The sequence below is a fragment of the Thermodesulfobacteriota bacterium genome (genome assembly GCA_040757775.1).
Classification (GTDB): domain Bacteria; phylum Desulfobacterota; class UBA8473; order UBA8473; family UBA8473; genus UBA8473.
Genome location: JBFLWQ010000008.1, coordinates 101,933 through 118,231 on the forward strand (window position 1 = coordinate 101,933; position 16,299 = coordinate 118,231).

The 16,299-nt window shown below is 39.6% G+C and carries 21 protein-coding genes; 18 read left to right on the plus strand and 3 right to left on the minus strand.

Going from position 1 to position 16,299, the window contains the following annotated elements:
• Positions 1–11 precede the first annotated feature (11 nt).
• The 16 genes from argJ to AB1401_07205 all read left to right on the plus strand — a co-directional run bounded on the left by argJ (position 12) and on the right by AB1401_07205 (position 13,484).
• Positions 12–1,199 carry a bifunctional glutamate N-acetyltransferase/amino-acid acetyltransferase ArgJ gene (gene argJ / locus AB1401_07130; protein ID MEW6615219.1) on the plus strand — a complete coding sequence of 396 codons (1,188 nt, stop codon included), beginning with the start codon at positions 12–14 and terminating at the stop codon, positions 1,197–1,199.
• Positions 1,200–1,495: 296 nt separating this feature from the next.
• Positions 1,496–2,275, plus strand: coding sequence for a 30S ribosomal protein S2 (gene rpsB / locus AB1401_07135; protein ID MEW6615220.1), 780 nt, complete (start codon positions 1,496–1,498; stop codon positions 2,273–2,275).
• A 66-nt stretch (positions 2,276–2,341) separates the two neighbouring features.
• On the plus strand, positions 2,342–2,956 hold the full coding sequence (tsf, locus tag AB1401_07140) for a translation elongation factor Ts (GenBank protein MEW6615221.1): 615 nt from the start codon (positions 2,342–2,344) through the stop codon (positions 2,954–2,956).
• Positions 2,943–3,665 carry a UMP kinase gene (pyrH, locus tag AB1401_07145; GenBank protein MEW6615222.1) on the plus strand — a complete coding sequence of 241 codons (723 nt, stop codon included), beginning with the start codon at positions 2,943–2,945 and terminating at the stop codon, positions 3,663–3,665. Before tsf ends, pyrH begins: the two co-directional genes overlap by 14 nt.
• Positions 3,662–4,219: a ribosome recycling factor gene (gene frr / locus AB1401_07150; GenBank protein MEW6615223.1), complete on the plus strand. Its 558-nt coding sequence runs from the start codon at positions 3,662–3,664 to the stop codon at positions 4,217–4,219. Before pyrH ends, frr begins: the two co-directional genes overlap by 4 nt.
• 29 nt (positions 4,220–4,248) lie before the next feature.
• Positions 4,249–4,419 carry a 4Fe-4S binding protein gene (locus AB1401_07155; protein MEW6615224.1) on the plus strand — a complete coding sequence of 57 codons (171 nt, stop codon included), beginning with the start codon at positions 4,249–4,251 and terminating at the stop codon, positions 4,417–4,419.
• 221 nt (positions 4,420–4,640) lie between these two features.
• Entirely contained in the window at positions 4,641–5,393 is a 753-nt protein-coding gene (locus AB1401_07160) for an isoprenyl transferase (GenBank protein ID MEW6615225.1), read from the plus strand.
• Positions 5,384–6,190: a phosphatidate cytidylyltransferase gene (locus AB1401_07165; protein ID MEW6615226.1), complete on the plus strand. Its 807-nt coding sequence runs from the start codon at positions 5,384–5,386 to the stop codon at positions 6,188–6,190. Before AB1401_07160 ends, AB1401_07165 begins: the two co-directional genes overlap by 10 nt.
• Positions 6,191–6,320: 130 nt before the next feature.
• Positions 6,321–7,466, plus strand: coding sequence for a 1-deoxy-D-xylulose-5-phosphate reductoisomerase (locus AB1401_07170; GenBank protein MEW6615227.1), 1,146 nt, complete (start codon positions 6,321–6,323; stop codon positions 7,464–7,466).
• 19 nt (positions 7,467–7,485) lie between these two features.
• Positions 7,486–8,553 (plus strand): RIP metalloprotease RseP, encoded by a 1,068-nt coding sequence (rseP, locus tag AB1401_07175; GenBank protein ID MEW6615228.1) that lies wholly within the window; start codon positions 7,486–7,488, stop codon positions 8,551–8,553.
• A gap of 197 nt (positions 8,554–8,750) precedes the next feature.
• Positions 8,751–9,440: a tRNA (adenosine(37)-N6)-threonylcarbamoyltransferase complex dimerization subunit type 1 TsaB gene (gene tsaB / locus AB1401_07180; protein MEW6615229.1), complete on the plus strand. Its 690-nt coding sequence runs from the start codon at positions 8,751–8,753 to the stop codon at positions 9,438–9,440.
• A gap of 20 nt (positions 9,441–9,460) precedes the next feature.
• Positions 9,461–10,360, plus strand: a complete 900-nt coding sequence (gene dapA / locus AB1401_07185; protein MEW6615230.1) for a 4-hydroxy-tetrahydrodipicolinate synthase — start codon at positions 9,461–9,463, stop codon at positions 10,358–10,360.
• Positions 10,361–10,473: 113 nt separating this feature from the next.
• Positions 10,474–11,046: a class I SAM-dependent methyltransferase gene (locus AB1401_07190; protein ID MEW6615231.1), complete on the plus strand. Its 573-nt coding sequence runs from the start codon at positions 10,474–10,476 to the stop codon at positions 11,044–11,046.
• 130 nt (positions 11,047–11,176) lie between these two features.
• On the plus strand, positions 11,177–11,740 hold the full coding sequence (rsmD, locus tag AB1401_07195; GenBank protein MEW6615232.1) for a 16S rRNA (guanine(966)-N(2))-methyltransferase RsmD: 564 nt from the start codon (positions 11,177–11,179) through the stop codon (positions 11,738–11,740).
• Positions 11,741–11,761: 21 nt separating this feature from the next.
• Positions 11,762–12,304 (plus strand): pantetheine-phosphate adenylyltransferase, encoded by a 543-nt coding sequence (gene coaD / locus AB1401_07200; GenBank protein MEW6615233.1) that lies wholly within the window; start codon positions 11,762–11,764, stop codon positions 12,302–12,304.
• Positions 12,291–13,484, plus strand: a complete 1,194-nt coding sequence (locus tag AB1401_07205; protein MEW6615234.1) for a pyridoxal phosphate-dependent aminotransferase — start codon at positions 12,291–12,293, stop codon at positions 13,482–13,484. Before coaD ends, AB1401_07205 begins: the two co-directional genes overlap by 14 nt.
• A gap of 182 nt (positions 13,485–13,666) precedes the next feature.
• Here AB1401_07205 and AB1401_07210 read toward each other — a convergent pair whose 3' ends face one another.
• Together AB1401_07210 and AB1401_07215 are read right to left on the minus strand one after the other, a co-directional pair.
• Positions 13,667–14,098, minus strand: coding sequence for an EamA family transporter (locus AB1401_07210; protein MEW6615235.1), 432 nt, complete (start codon positions 14,096–14,098; stop codon positions 13,667–13,669).
• Positions 14,098–14,571, minus strand: a complete 474-nt coding sequence (locus AB1401_07215; protein ID MEW6615236.1) for a hypothetical protein — start codon at positions 14,569–14,571, stop codon at positions 14,098–14,100. The genes AB1401_07210 and AB1401_07215 overlap by 1 nt, the downstream gene beginning before the upstream one ends.
• A gap of 206 nt (positions 14,572–14,777) precedes the next feature.
• Between AB1401_07215 and nth the strand changes: the two genes are divergently transcribed.
• The gene (gene nth / locus AB1401_07220) at positions 14,778–15,428 is read left to right on the plus strand and encodes an endonuclease III (GenBank protein ID MEW6615237.1); all 651 of its coding nucleotides are present in this window, start codon (positions 14,778–14,780) and stop codon (positions 15,426–15,428) included.
• Between the two features lie 43 nt (positions 15,429–15,471).
• Here the strand turns inward: nth and AB1401_07225 are convergent, their stop codons facing one another.
• Complete coding sequence (locus AB1401_07225) at positions 15,472–15,669, minus strand: cytoplasmic protein (GenBank protein ID MEW6615238.1); 198 nt, start codon at positions 15,667–15,669, stop codon at positions 15,472–15,474.
• A 323-nt stretch (positions 15,670–15,992) separates the two neighbouring features.
• On the opposite strand from AB1401_07225, the gene AB1401_07230 reads away from it, so the two are divergent.
• Positions 15,993–16,299: 2-hydroxyacyl-CoA dehydratase family protein (locus tag AB1401_07230; GenBank protein MEW6615239.1), on the plus strand; the 307-nt coding region annotated here is incomplete at its 3' end.

The following is a 16,299-nucleotide window of genomic DNA, read 5'->3' on the forward strand; positions in this document are numbered from 1 at the left end:
GGGATAATCATATGAGATTTGTGGTGCCCGGCTTTTTAGCCAGTGGCATTTCAGCGGGAATCAAGCGGAATAAAGCAAACGACTTAGCCCTAGTCTATTCAGAGAAACCAGCTATCACTGCAGCAGTTTTTACTCAAAACAGGGTTAAGGCTGCACCGATTTTGGTAAGTATGGAAAAGGCAAAAAAGCATTTATGTCAGGCAATTCTTATAAACAGCGGTAATGCTAACGCATGTACTGGAGAGGCGGGTTTAGAAGATGCCCGATTAATGTCCAGACTCGCAGCACATAAGCTGAAAATAGACGAATCCCTGGTTTTGGTCGCTTCAACAGGGGTAATCGGGAAAAGGCTGCCCATAGAAACAATCTCCAAAAATATTCCACAACTCGTAGAGAAGTTAACCCCGGATGGAATACTGGGAGCAGCAGAGGCGATATTGACCACTGATACACACCCCAAGGTAGTATGGAAAAAAGAAACAATCGGTGCTAAAGAGATTACTATATGTGGCATAGCAAAAGGGGCAGGGATGATAATGCCCAATATGGCTACTATGCTTTCCTTTATCTTGACAGATGCAGATATTGAAGCTAAAACTTTAGAAAAGGTATTTATAGAGGGCATCAGATATTCTTTTAACAGTATAAGTATAGATGGCCAAACCAGTACTAATGATATGGCAATTATTCTAGCCAACGGAAAGGCTAAAAATCCAACTATAACTTGGTGTTCTCAGGATCTTGAGCTTTTTAGAAACCTATTGGTGGACATTCTGGTAAAGTTGTCCAGTATGATCGTTAAAGACGGAGAAGGAGCTACAAAATTTGTTGAAATCAGAGTTATAAATTCAAAAGGGTACCATGATGCGGCTAAAGTAGCCTTCAGTGTTGCAAATTCAAACCTGGTAAAGACAGCCTTCTTCGGAGAAGATTGCAATTGGGGAAGAATCGTTTCTGCCATCGGAGCATCAGGCGTCGATATTGATCCAGAGAAGATCAACATAGCTTTTGAAGATATAATGGTGGTTAAAAACGGAGTTGGCACAGGGATTCAACAGGAAGAAAGAGCATCCAAAGTACTCCAGAAAGAAGAGTTTAAGGTTGTAATAGATTTGAACAGTGGCTCAAGTGAAGCCAGAGTCTTTACCACTGATTTGTCTCCGGAATATGTAACTATAAATGCTAACTATAGAACCTAAAATAAACAATAAAAAAATTTTCCCTTGCAATATAAAATACGATGTGCTATCTAAATAAATTTTGTATTCTCAGGATTGCAGTACGATGTAAGGCTAGGTAATAAAATATAACCAATAAGCTATCATAGAAAACCAATTATGATTCTGAAAACTGACGAGCTGGCAAACTCATCTACCTTATACGCAAAAGCTGAACACTGATAGCTGAACCCCTATAAGATACCTGTACAATAGAAATTGATATCCAGCAATAGGGAGGTAGAAGGAATTTGGGGACCAACCGAGGAGGTTAATGGATGCTGAATATTACAATGAAACAATTGCTGGAGGCTGGTGTTCATTTTGGACATCAGACAAAGCGATGGAACCCAAAAATGAAAGAGTACATCTTTGGGGCAAGAAATGGGATTTACATCATCAACCTGCAAAAGACTGTCCAATTATTCAGGGAGGCTTATAATTTCGTAGTTGAAACAGTATCCAAAGGAGAAACAGTTCTATTTGTAGGAACAAAAAAACAGGCTCAGGATGCTGTTGAGGAAGAAGCCAAGAGATGTAATATGTTTTATGTTACCAACAGATGGCTTGGAGGAACATTAACGAATTTCCAAACTATCAAGCAGAGTATAGATAGATTAAAAAAGATTGAGGCTATGAAAACCGATGGCACTATTGATAGTCTTACAAAGAAAGAGGCACTAAAGATCGAGAAGGAGAGAGAAAAATTAGAGAAGAACCTCGGCGGGATCAAAGATATGGGCAAACTCCCGGGGGCCATTTTGATTATTGATCCCAGAAAGGAGAGAATATCTGTTGCTGAAGCAAAGAAACTTGGTATCCCCAGTATTGCCTTGGTAGATACAAACTGTGATCCTGATGATATAACCTATGTTGTTCCAGGAAATGACGATGCTATTAGAGCTATAAGGTTATTCACTTCTAAGACTGCAGATGCTTGCTTGGAAGGACGAAAGAAATTTGAGGAAAAGATAGAAGCCGAAGCCAGAGAAGAAGAGATGTCCATTGAAATTGAAGAGAGTGAGGAAGAAGTAGTTCAAAATCGGGGGGAAGTATAATCGAACTGGGGTTATTAACTTGATAAATAATAGAAAATTTCGCAAATGAGGTAATTAAAAAGGATTATGGAGATTAAAGCATCTATTGTTAAGAGTCTGCGTGAGAAAACCAGTGCCGGGATTATGGATTGCAAAAAGGCACTGAAGGAAACCAACGGTGACATTAATAAAGCCATAGATTACTTGAGAAAAAAAGGGCTGGCGGCAGCAGCTAAGAAGACAGGTAGGATTTCTAAAGAAGGAATTATAGAGGCATATATCCATCCGGGGGGGAAGCTGGGAGTACTTCTAGAGGTTAATTGTGAAACTGATTTTGTAGCTAAGGCAGCGGATTTTGTTGAATTTGTAAAAAATATAGCCATGCACATAGCTGCCTCAAATCCCCTTTATCTGAAAAGAGAAATTATTCCAGAAGATGTTATAGAAAAAGAAAGGGATATATATAAGAGTCAGGCATTAAACTCTGGAAAACCTGAAAAGATAATTGATAGAATCGTAGATGGAAAAATGGAAAAGTTTTTTTCTGAGGTCTGCTTACTGGAACAGCCTTACGTTAAAGAGCCCGAGATTTCTGTTAAAGAATTAGTTGATACCTTAATAGCCAGGATGGGGGAGAATATATCTATCAGACGTTTTTCCCGTTACCAATTGAGTGAAAATCTGGATAATGAAAAAGCCTAATTTTAGAAGGGTACTCCTTAAACTGAGTGGAGAAGCCCTGCTGGGCAAGGAAGAATATGGGATTAGCCTTAGTGTTATCAACAGTATTTCATCTGAGATTAAGGAAGTCATTGAATCAGGTGTAGAAATAGCGATTGTTATAGGTGGCGGGAATATTTTCCGTGGTATAAAAGCCACTGCCGAAGGAATGGATCGATCTTCAGCCGATTATATAGGGATGTTGGCTACCGTAATTAATAGCCTGGTACTGCAGGATAGATTGGAAAAACTGGGAATACCCACCAGGGTCTTATCCGCCATAGAGATGAGGCAAATAGCAGAACCCTATATACCTAGACGGGCTAAACGACACCTGGAGAAGAAAAGGGTTGTAATATTTGCGGCAGGAACAGGTAATCCCTATTTTACTACCGATACTGCAGCTGCACTCAGGGGAAAAGAAATCAACGCTGATGTAATACTGAAGGCAACAAAGGTGGATGGAGTCTATACCAGTGACCCCACAATAGATAGAGATGCTAAAAAATTTGAGGCATTAAGCTATACTGAAGTATTGAACAAAAACCTTAAGGTGATAGATTCTACAGCTGTGTCTTTATGTAGAGATAACAACTTACCAATAATTATTTTCAATCTGACGGTTCCAGGTAATATTAAAAAAGCCATCTTAGGCGAAAGGTTAGGAACCACGATTACGAGTAAGACATGAAAGAAGAGATTATTAGAGAACTTGAAAATAGTATGGAAGAAACCATTGAAGGACTCAGGAAAGAATTTAGCAAGGTAAGAACAGGAAGGGCATCCTTATCTTTACTAGACGGAATTAAAGTCCAATACTATGGGGAACTTACACCCCTCAATCAGGTTGCTACTCTTTCTGTTCCGGAGGCTAGATTGATTACAATTCAACCATGGGATACCAAGGTTATAGGAGAAATCGAAAAGGCTATACAAAAATCTGGTTTGGGCCTCATCCCAGTTAACGATGGAAAGCTCATTCGTATATCAATACCCAATTTAACAGAAGAGCGAAGGCAGGAACTGATTAAGGTGGTTAAAAGGATGACTGAAGAGTGTAAAGTGTTCCTCAGGAATACCCGAAGGGATACCAATAATATGCTCAAAGATATGAAGAAAGAGAAAGAGATGTCTGAAGATGAGATGTTTAAATTCCAAGATGAAGTTCAGAAAATCACAGACAGATATGTGAAAAAATCTGATGAGATTCTAGCAGCTAAGGAGAAAGAGGTACTGGAAATCTAGTTCTAACTAGTTTACGGAGGTGAAAATCTGTGCCCTATAAAATTACTGATGACTGTGTATCGTGCGGAACCTGTACAGAAGAGTGTCCTTCTCAAGCCATTGAAGAAGACGACGACATATACGTAATTAATCAAGATGAATGCACAGAGTGTGGTACTTGTGTAGACATATGTCCAACAGAAGCAATAATTGAGGAATAAACATTAACAGATTATAACAGATTAAAATCTTTAGATTTTCCCCGGCATTTTTCGGAATCATTCCATCTCTCACTCTTCAAGGATCCTTTTAATCTAAGTAAGTATAAGTATCTGACCTGCCTATAATCTTTACTTGAAAAATCACACTACTTATGCTAGGTTATTTCATTCTGAAAAATGAAAAACTAACCAATTAAAAAGCTTTAGCGTGGTAAATAATTATGGATAGGCTGAATAAAGATAAACTTCCCAGGCATATTGCAATTATTATGGATGGCAATGGCCGTTGGGCTAAGAAAAGGGTTCTCAGAAGAGTATCTGGACATAAAAAAGGAGCAGAGGCAGTAAGAAAAGTAGTAACAACCTGTAGAGAACTGGGGATTGAAGTTTTAACTCTTTACGCCTTTTCTATGGAGAATTGGAACCGTCCAAAGAGTGAAGTAAATGCATTGATGAATCTTCTTAAAAGATATCTTTTTGATGAACTGAATGAGATGCTGGAGAATGATATACGACTTAATGCAATTGGCAACCTTAAGAATCTGCCCAAAAGTGTGGGTAAGGTTTTGATAGATACCATCGAGAGAACCAAAGCATGCAAGGGGATGCTCTTAAATTTAGCCTTAAGTTATGGAGGCAGAGACGATATTGTACATGCAGTTCGAAAGATCATCAGGGATTGTGAGACCAAAAAGATAAAACCTGAGGATATTACAGAGGAACTCTTTTCTAAATACCTATTTACTGCTGGAATTCCAGATCCAGATCTCCTGATCAGGACCAGTGGTGAACGCCGAATTAGCAACTTTCTACTCTGGCAAATGGCTTATACAGAAATATACATTACCGATACCCTATGGCCCGATTTTAAAAAAGAAGATTTAATTGAAGCTATACTGGACTTTCAGTCTAGAGAAAGAAGGTTTGGTTTAACGAGCAGTCAGATAAAGGACAGGAAGAAGAAATGGGTGTAATGGAATTAAAGAGATGGTTAACAGCTTTATTCCTTATACCACTCCTTATCCTTGTGGTAGGTTATGGCTCACAACAGGTTTTTTTTGGGGTCCTTTTAGTTACAATAATACTAGCAACTCATGAGTTTTATTCTCTGGTTTTGCCCGGAGATCACAGGAAAGAAAAGATACTAGGGATCCTTTCAGTATCATTTTTAGCATATGGTATTTATAGGGGAGATGACCATTTCATATTAGGTTTTTCCGCTTTTATTACTATTTTTTTGCTTATTTTCTTTCTCATAAATGTTGAAGATTTAAGTTCTGTAGTCCCAACCCTTGGGAAACTTCTAATTGGAATCTTTTACATAGGACTCCTCTTCTCTCATCTTACCTTAATCAGAGGATTGCCCCTTGGTAAACAATGGGTTTTCTTCACCCTGGCAGTAACCTTTATGGGGGATACTGCCTCTTATTATGGGGGCAGTTACTTTGGGAGGCACAAACTGTACCCAAGGATTAGTCCGGGCAAAACTATAGAGGGTTCCCTGTGGGGATTCGCAGGGAATATAGGAGGCGCTTTAATCTTCATGCAATACTTTCTGGAGCAACTGGAGATTTATCACTGCCTAATTTTGGCTGTAGGGCTGGGGATAATGGGACAGGTGGGGGATCTATGTGAATCAATGATAAAGAGAAGCGTCGGGGTAAAAGACTCCGGCAGTTTGCTGCCTGGACATGGGGGTATATTAGACCGGATTGACAGCATCCTCTTTTCATCTCCCTTTCTTTACTATTATGCAATTATATTTCTTTAGTAATCACTATGTGAGACAGACATTAGACAAGAGACGTCAGACCTCAGACTTTTATTTTTGTGTAATCTCTGGCCATTAGCTGATGTCTGAAATTTGAAGTCCAGTGTCTGAATTGCAGTTGGAGTACTAGGTGAAGAAGCTGGCTATTTTGGGTTCTACAGGTTCAATCGGTGTCAACACGTTGGATATAGTCGAGAGGTTCAGGGACAAATACGAAATAGTAGCCCTTTCGGCTGGGTCTAATATCCAAATACTAAAAAACCAGATTAACAAATTTAACCCAAGAGTGGTATCCGTATTGAATAAACCTCTTGCCAACAGACTGGAAGAAGAATTAGATCCACTAGACATAGAAATACTCTATGGTGTTGAAGGAATCAATAGGGTTGCTACTTTACCAGAGGTTAATATGGTTGTATCTGCCATTGTTGGAGCGGCAGGGTTAATTCCTTCAATTTCTGCAATTAAAGCTCATAAAAATATAGCCCTGGCTAACAAGGAAACCTTAGTTATGGCAGGAAAGATAGTAATGGAAGAAGCAAAAGAGAACGGCGTTACTATCTTCCCCATTGACAGTGAGCATAGTGCTGTCTTCCAATCCCTCTTGGGGCATCAAAAGAAGGATGTAAAAAGGATAATTTTGACTGCTTCCGGGGGACCGTTTCTAAACTGTCCCCATGAAGAACTCGCAACTGTCACAATTCAGGAAGCCCTAACTCACCCTGTCTGGCAGATGGGAAAGAAGATCACCATTGATTCAGCATCTTTAATGAACAAAGGATTAGAAATAATTGAAGCCAGATGGTTATTCGATATTCCTCATGAAAAGATCGACGTCCATATTCACCCCCAGAGTATAGTTCACTCAATGGTAGAATATATTGATGGCTCAGTTCTTGCCCAAATGGGGGTACCGGATATGCGGGGACCAATATCTTATGCCCTTGCATATCCTGAACGTCTTCCAACGGAACTTCCGTCCTTAAACCTCCTTGAGATTGAGAAACTCACCTTTGACCTCCCGGATGAGAAAAGATTCCCTGCTCTCAGATTGGCATACAGGGCAGTTGAGGAGGGAGGAACAATGCCTGCTGTTCTCAACGCCGCCAATGAGATTGCAGTAGGGGCGTTTTTAAACAATAAAATAGGTTTCACTGGAATACCCCATATTATAGAACAGACCATGAACTCTTATAAGGTAAAAGAAATAAACACAATACAAGATGCACTGGATGCCGATAGTTGGGCCAGGATGAAGGCAAAGTTACTTATCTAGAGATTAAAAGGAGTGTTGAATGGTAACTGCAATTTCTGCGATAGTTTTACTGGGAATACTAATCTTTGTCCATGAATTGGGACATTTTATCGTTGCAAAGATAAGCGGTGTTGGGGTACTCAAGTTCTCCCTTGGTTTCGGTCACAAAATACTTAGTAAGAAAATTGGAGAAACTGAATACCTTCTTTCTGCTATTCCCCTGGGAGGATACGTAAAAATGATTGGAGAGGAACCCGGGGAGGAAGAAAAAGTATCAGAAAATGACCTGTCCAAATCCTTCTCCAACAAATCTCTACTAAAAAGGACAGGAATTGTGTTCGCTGGACCTTTTTCTAACATAATATTTGCAGTAGTTATCCTTTCCGCAATTTACATGAGGGGAGTTCCAGTCCTGACAACCCAGGTAGGCGATATTGTAGATAGGTCTCCTGCTTATGAGGCAGGAATTAAAAAAGGCGACCAAATTGTTGCAATAAATGGGAAGAAAGTCTCACGATGGGAAGACTTAACAAAGATTATTCAGCGCAGCAAAGGAGAGGAACTGACCATTCAGCTAAAAAAAGATGGCAGTTACTACAAGACCAAACTTACACCAAAGCTCTTTACTGACAAAAATATCTTTGGGGAAGACGTAAAGATTTACAAGATCGGCATAACCGCATCAGATAAATTTATTACAGAGAGATATAATCCTTTTATGGCTATAGTAAAAGGGTCTCAACAGACATGGTGGCTGATCAAATTGATGGGAATAACTATAATAAAACTTATTGAAAGAACAGTACCTGCAAATACCCTGGGTGGACCTATCCTAATAATCCAGATGGCAGGGAAACAGGCACAGGCAGGAATTCCGAATTTTCTCTTTTTTATGGCAATAATAAGTATCAATCTGGGTATAGTAAATCTTTTGCCTATCCCGATACTTGATGGTGGGCATCTCTTCTTCTTCCTCCTTGAGGCTATTATGGGAAAACCGCTCAGTATAAAGAAAAGGGAGGCTGCGCAGCAAGTTGGCCTGGTTATTATAATCCTGTTGATAGTTTTTGTATTTTACAATGACTTGAGCCGGATATTTACTAAATAAAATCGAAGTGTCAGAAATCAGAATTCAGGAAGGGCTTTGAAAAACATACTCCCCACGTCATTCCGGCGGAAGCCGGAATCCAGAACTGCTTGAAATAACTGGATTCCGCATCAAGTGCGGAATGACGAAAGAGAGTTGCAATGCGGTTGTGCAAAGCTCTATCAGCTTTACAACTAACCTGAGGATAGGTATATCCGTTGAAAGTATTGGCAATAGAAACTTCAACCATGGCTGGGAGTGTAGCATTGGTCGATGACGATGAATTGGTATCAGAGTATCTGTTGAATATCGATATCACTCATTCCGAAAGACTGCTTTTAGCCATTGATTGTGTCATGCGAGACACAATGATATCTATGGGCGAAATTGATGGATTTGCTATTTCTATAGGTCCCGGTTCATTTACAGGACTCCGAATAGGTGCGAGTACAGTTAAGGGACTTGCCTATGCAGTTAACAAACCTGTTGTAGGCATTCCAACCCTGGATGCTATGGCTGAAAATATTTCCTTTACTGGCTACCTTATCTGTCCAATATTAGATGCCAGGAAAAAGCAAGTCTACACGGCATTGTATAAAAGAGATGCAAAAAACAGGCTAAAAAAAATCACACCGGATCTGGCAATAAACCCCGGTGAACTCTTAAAAAAGATTCAAGAAAAGGTTGTCTTTTTAGGTGATGGCATAAAAGTTTATCATACACTCATAAAAGAGGTACTTAAAGATATGGCATTCTTTGCCCCACTGAATTTAAGGCTTCCACGTGCGGCAAGTGTTGCAAGATTGAGTTTATATCAATTTAAAAAGAATAATGTCCTGGATTTAAATACATTTACTCCTTCTTATGTGCGTCCCTCAGAGGCTGAGGAAAAATTTAAAGAATTATAAGATAAAGAGGAGGTATAACCATGCATCAGAAAGACTTTACTGGCTGTCATATCCCGATAATTACTCCCTTTAAGGATGACTATTCAATAGATGAGGGCGGGTTAAAAAAGCTGGTAAATTATCTTATTGAAGAGGAGGGGGTTGATGGTATAGTCCCCTGTGGAACTACAGGAGAATCCCCTACCCTCTCCCACAAAGAACATAACCAGATAATTGAGATAGTTATAAAGGAGGTTAACGGCAGGGTACCTGTAATTGCAGGAACCGGGTCTAATAGCACCCAGGAGGCTATTGCTATGACAAAACACGCTGAGGATGTGGGTGCTGATGCCAGTCTTCAAGTGGGCCCTTACTATAACAGACCAACCCAGGATGGGATTATGCGCCACTTTGAAGCTATCGCTAAAAATACAAAAATACCTCATTTTATATATAATATACCATCTAGAACTGGCAGAAATATAGAGCCTCAAACTATAATTGAACTTTCAAAGATCGATAATATAATAGGGCTTAAAGATGCGAACGGGAATCTAATGCAGACCATGGAGATAATAAGAGCCACCAAGAACAGCCCCAAAAAGTTCTTTGTCCTCTCTGGTGAAGATGCTCTGACATACTCCATGATGTGCCTTGGGGGAGATGGTGTAATATGTGCGGTGGGGAATGTTATAGGGAAAGAGTATACCGAGATGTGTAAATTGATCAAAGCAGGAGAATATGAAAAAGCAAGGGATATACACTACCGCACCCTTCATTTAGTCAATACCCTATTTATAGAATCGAATCCAGCACCGGTAAAAGAGGCATTGAAGATGATGGGACTACCGGCCGGAAAGTTGAGGTTGCCCCTGGTAGAGCTAAGACCAGAGAATAGAGAGAAGCTAAGAAAAGCATTAAAAGAGATGGGAAGAATATAGCGTATAAAAATGAATGTTCGGGTTAAAACACAATATATGCATTTAATGATAATTTTGTGTATAAAGAGGTTAATTAGTCCCATCCTTAATAGTTCTCAATAAACGAAAAATAGTTGGATAAAGATATAGTGATCAATAGAAGGAATCGTATATGTCCGGTTGTAGCATCGGGTGTTCTCGATAATAGGATTCGAAGATGGATACAAAACCCGCGAAAAATACTAGGTCCCTATGTTAAAGAAGGAATGACTGTTCTGGATATAGGTTGTGGCCCGGGGTTTTTCTCTATTGATATGGCACAAATGGTCGGCAAATCCGGTCGAGTCATCACTGCTGATTTACAGGAAGGGATGCTTCAAAAAGTAAGAAAAAAGATTAAAGGAACTGAACTTGAAGAACGTATCACACTGCACAAATGCGAGGAGAACAAAATAGGCGTTTCTGAGAAGGTTGATTTTGTTCTGTTGTTCTATATGATTCACGAAGTTCCCAATGTAAAGGTATTTTTTAGTGAAATAGAAACGATTCTAAAGCCGAATGGACAGGTTTTCATGGTAGAACCACCATTTCATGTTTCAAAAAAAACGTTTGAAAACACAATCAAAAAAGCCATGGACGCCGGCCTGGCAGTTGTTGAGAGACCTAAATTATTTCTTAGCAAGGCAGCAATATTGAAAAAGGGCTGACATAGCATAATTCACTCTTCTCTTTTCTGTAAAGTCTTTCCTGAAAGCTCTTGACAAACCTAAGTTATATGTTAAGATTCTGCCCACTTCATACTTAAAGAACAGTCAACCTTAGTATAGTGATAAATCATTGAGGGTTATAGGTGGTAAGGCAAAGGGAAGGAAGCTGCTTTCTGCCAGAGGCTTAACTACACGTCCAACCGCTGACAAGATTAAAGAATCGATTTTTAATATACTATCCTGTGATTTCAAAGATAAGGAGGTTCTGGATTTGTTTGCAGGAACCGGGAACTTAGGGATAGAGGCACTGAGTCGGGGGGCATCGAAAGCAGTCTTTATCGAGAGTAGTCGGCATGTCTTGCCTGTGTTAGAAAAGAACCTCCGAAACTGTGGGTTTACTGATATCAGTCAAATAATAGGCACTACCGTAGAGAAGGGAATAAAGATTCTGGAAAGAAGGGGAAATAGATTCGATTTTATATTTCTGGATCCACCTTACATAAAGGGTATACTGAAAGACGCTCTGGTGAAGATATCCCAATCAGATATTTTAAAAGATACCTCTTTGGTTATAGCTGAACACTCTTCTTCAGAAATGGTAGAAGGAGGTATAGAAGGACTAACCTTGGCTGATCAGAGAAGATATGGTACAACCATAATCTCGTTTTTTGAATTTTTCAAAAAAACTAATTAACCCGTTAATAAAAGGAAGCTTATGGAAAGATTTGCTGTATACCCAGGTTCATTTGATCCGGTTACCAATGGTCACGTAGATTTGATAAATAGGGCTCTCAACCTCTTTGATAAGCTTATAGTAACGGTTGCATTAAATCCACTCAAAACCAATTTGTTTACTATGGAAGAGAGGGTAGAGATAATCCGCGAGATATTCAAAGATAATCCCAAGGTTATTATAGATTCCTTTGACTGTCTTCTCGTAGAATATTTGGATAGACAGAATGTGCATGTAGTAGTTAGAGGACTCAGGGCAGTACTGGATTTTGAATATGAATTCCAGATGGCGTTGATGAACAGAAAACTGCATAGAAATATAGAGTCAGTCTTTCTTATGACCAGCTACAGGTGGTTCTATATCAGTTCTAAAATAATCAAAGAGGTGGCAAGTATGGGTGGTTCTGTGAAAAACCTTGTCCCTGATGTTGTCGACAGAAAGTTAAAAGAGAAATTTCCAAAATACAGAGAGTTAAACAGTAATAACATAAGGTTAAATGGAAGGAAAAATCATGATTCTGGCTGAAAGAGTGAATAAGATAAAACCGTCGCCAACCCTGGCAGTATCTGCCAAGGCAGATAAAATGAAGGCAGATGGTATAGATATTATAAGTTTTGGGGCAGGAGAGCCTGATTTCGATACGCCTCAAAACATTAAAGACGCAGCTATTAATGCCCTTAATGAGGGCTTTACCAAGTATACCCCTGTTGATGGAATTCAAGAGCTGAAGGATGCTATAATCAATAAATTCCAAAGGCAAAATAACCTGACCTATGAAAGAAAGCAGATCATAGTTTCCTGTGGGGGAAAGCACATTATCTATAACATCGCACAGGCCCTTTTTAATAGTGGTGACGAAGTGATTATTCCGGCTCCCTACTGGGTATCGTTCCCTGATATTGTCCTTTTAACCGATGCTACACCTGTCATTGTAAAAACTACAGAAAAGAATGAATTTAAGATCCTGCCTGACGAATTATGGGAAGCAATCACTGATAAGACTAAGGCAATCATATTAAACAGTCCTTCAAATCCTACCGGTACTGTGTATATGGCAGAGGAGCTTGGAAAGATAGCAGAAATTGCTGTAGAAAAGAAACTGATCGTAATATCGGATGAGATATACGAGGAATTCGTTTACGATGGTTTAACTTTTACCAGTATAGCCTCATTAGGAAAGGAAATAAAAAATTTAACCATCGTGGCAAATGGGGTCTCAAAGGCTTATTCTATGACAGGATGGAGAATAGGGTACGCAGGCGGGCCACAGGAAATAATTTCGGCAATGAGTAAAATTCAGAGTCAGAGCACCTCCAACCCTACATCCATAGCCCAGAAGGCCAGTATAGAGGCACTAACAAACTCTTATGATGCTGTAAATACAATGGTAGAAGAGTTTAACAGAAGGCGAAAATATATGGTCAAAAGGCTCAATTCCATTGATGGAGTTTCGTGCTTAAAACCTATGGGGGCTTTCTATACATTCCCCAGGGTTTCACCACTTTATCAAAAAAGGTTTAATGGGAAGAGAATAGAAGACTCCACCGGTTTTGCCGATTTTCTTCTGGATGTTGCCATGGTTGCTGTGGTACCAGGTCTGGCATTTGGTGATGATAATCACATCAGACTCTCCTATGCCACGTCTTTCGAAAATATTAAGATGGGCATGGACAGGATTGAAGAGGCTATAAAACAATTGGAATAAAGTTTGATGGATTCGTAAAAAGTCCATCTGCGGCGTTACGCTGCATCCCTCGTTGTTGCAGCGTAACTATAAGTACGCCTCACTCCTCGTGATTTGCGTGCCTTGTATCTGGAGTTTTTTACAAATCCATCGAGATTTTGAATAGTTACAAGGGCATCAAGCTCTTGATATGCGCTTCTATTTCACTTTACTAAGTAAATCCCCCCAACAATAAGGACAGTACCAATTATCCTGGGCAGTGTTATAGCTTCTCCTAAAATCAAAATGCTAAGCATAGCTGTCACCAGTGGATAGGTAGCAGCAAGGGGAACAATTTTAGAGGTTGCCCCCGTCTTAAGGATCTGGTAATAAGTCCACATGCCCAACAAGCCAGCTAAAATTCCACTTAAGGAAAAAAGAGAAATCGATTTAACGTCAGTGTTGATTATGTCCTTTATATCGCCAGTTAGGATAGTAACAACCACAAGAATAACTGTTATGGTAATACTCCTTATGGTAACACCAACTATAGGAGACACCTTCGTTAAACCGATTTTTTCTATTATGGGAGTTGCACCCCAACATAAAACAGTAGCAATCAAAAGGACCGCTATCAATATCTTTTCTCCCTTCATTAACTTTTATTCCCTTTATTAAAGAAGTAAGTTAACGATATGCGGTGGATTTTTTCAACCAGTTCACTTATGACAAAGGGCTTTACAATATAGCTATCGGCTCCCTTATCCAGTATTTCCGGCATCTCCGGTCTGGGCTTCTCACATGCAGGATAGTCCACCAGCATAATCACCTTAATATCCGGACATTCCACCTTAAGGTATGTTAAAAACCTGTATCCGGCATTTTCCTCATCTATCCATGGAAGAAAATCCTTATCTCCCGGCATAGAGTATTCCTTGGTTAGGTCAAGTTCTATCAAGGCTATATCCACCCCCTCCAGCATGGGCAATGCCTCAGTATAGCTGTCGCAAATCCTGACAGTATATACATGCATTTCATCAGAAAGATTTAGAAAATCCTCCAGAGGTTCACCGAGCTTAAGTGCCTGTTTGTCTATCATCAAAATATTTATGTTTCCATTTTTATTCATTGTTCTTCCTCAAAATTGATTTTTAAGATTTTTTAATAAATAATCAAAATGGGTTTTCGGATAATATAGCCTATAAAAAGAGTGTTATCAATCACTAATTTATTAGAAGTTTCTCTTTTGTTTTGGCAAAATCTTTGATAACATGGATATGGGAGAGCGGAAAAGGGAGTTTTTCAGGACGAACTAGCTAGGTGAGGCAGCATTGTATGGTCAAAGTCAAAAGGATTTTAGAAATCTTAGAAAGGGAGTATCCTGATGCCCGCTTAGTCCTTGAATTCAAAACCCCTTTACAGCTCCTTATTGCCACCATCCTTGCCGCTCAGTGTACTGATGAAAGGATCAACCAGGTTACCACAGACCTTTTTAAAAAGTATCAAAAAGCCGAAGACTATACAAACGTCAGCATCGATGCATTAGAAGAAGATATTCATTCTACCGGTTTCTATAAAAACAAGGCTAAAAATATTGCAGGGTGTTGTAAAAAGATTATTAAAGACTTTAATGGGGAAGTCCCTTCAACGCTCCCGGCACTGGTAAGTCTCCCCGGGGTTGGAAGAAAAACCGCAAACATAGTACTGGCTAACGCCTTCGGCAAACCTGCTATTGGGGTGGATACCCACGTGCAGAGGGTTTCAAATCGTTTGGGGCTGGCACATTCCAATAATCCTGATAAGGTAGAAATGGAGTTGTGCAATATTATACCAGAGGGGAAATGGATCCGTACAGTCCACCTGCTTACCTTTCATGGAAAAAGAATTTGCAAGGCAAAAAGACCACTTTGTGGTCAATGCATTCTGTTCGAATTATGTGAATGGCCAGATAAGGAAAGATCTTGCGTGCAGAACCTTTTGAACTGATATCGAAGGTTAGATGTAATACAAAATATTCCACCAATATCCCTTAAATTATAAGCTTATTCTTTTTGCTCTGTGGCTCTATTTTGGAACCCAAAGATGATGAGCAGTAGCTACAGAGGTACTCAAATTTATCCCCTTCAGGTAAAACTATCAGGAGTCTTTTTCTTACTGGCACAGCTACTTTACATTGTGGGCAATAAAGTGAGGTGGCCTCAAGCTGTTGGAAACTGGCACCGTTCATAGAAATCCCTCCTTAAAACCCCAAAATCTGATGGACATTACAAGAATACAATTTCATACTCTTTATGTCAATATGGACCAAATCCCTAAATTATGGCATTGAAGGGCGAATTAAGGGAAAATGATTGAAAAATCCCTGTCAATTCAGTTCGGCAATTTTTATGAGCAAAAACCCAAAAAGAATTGATCTGTTCAAACCTATATCCGGATTTTGGAATTTTGCTTGACATTAATAAATTTAGGGTTGTATATTAGTTAGTATGGAAAGGTTTCATACTTTGGCAGGCCTAATTAGGCCATCTTTCATAAGGTAGGAGGTGTAATATGGGAGCAATGGATCGGCTTTCAGCGCATATGGATGGAAGGTACAGAGAGATAAGGAAAAAGAGAGAAGAGGGGGTAAAGATTATCGGGTATACACCTGGGGGGTATATGCCAGAGGAGTTAGTGTATGCCTCTGGGGCGATACCGGTTTGTCTTTTTCGTGGTGGAGACCATGAAGCGGTAGCAGAGAGTGCGGCTTATATACCACGTTTCATAGACACATTCTGTCGTTCCCAGATTGGGTACAGGATGTTGGAGGAAGAGCCCCTTTACCAGATGGTAGACCTTCTCGTTGTTCCGGTCACGG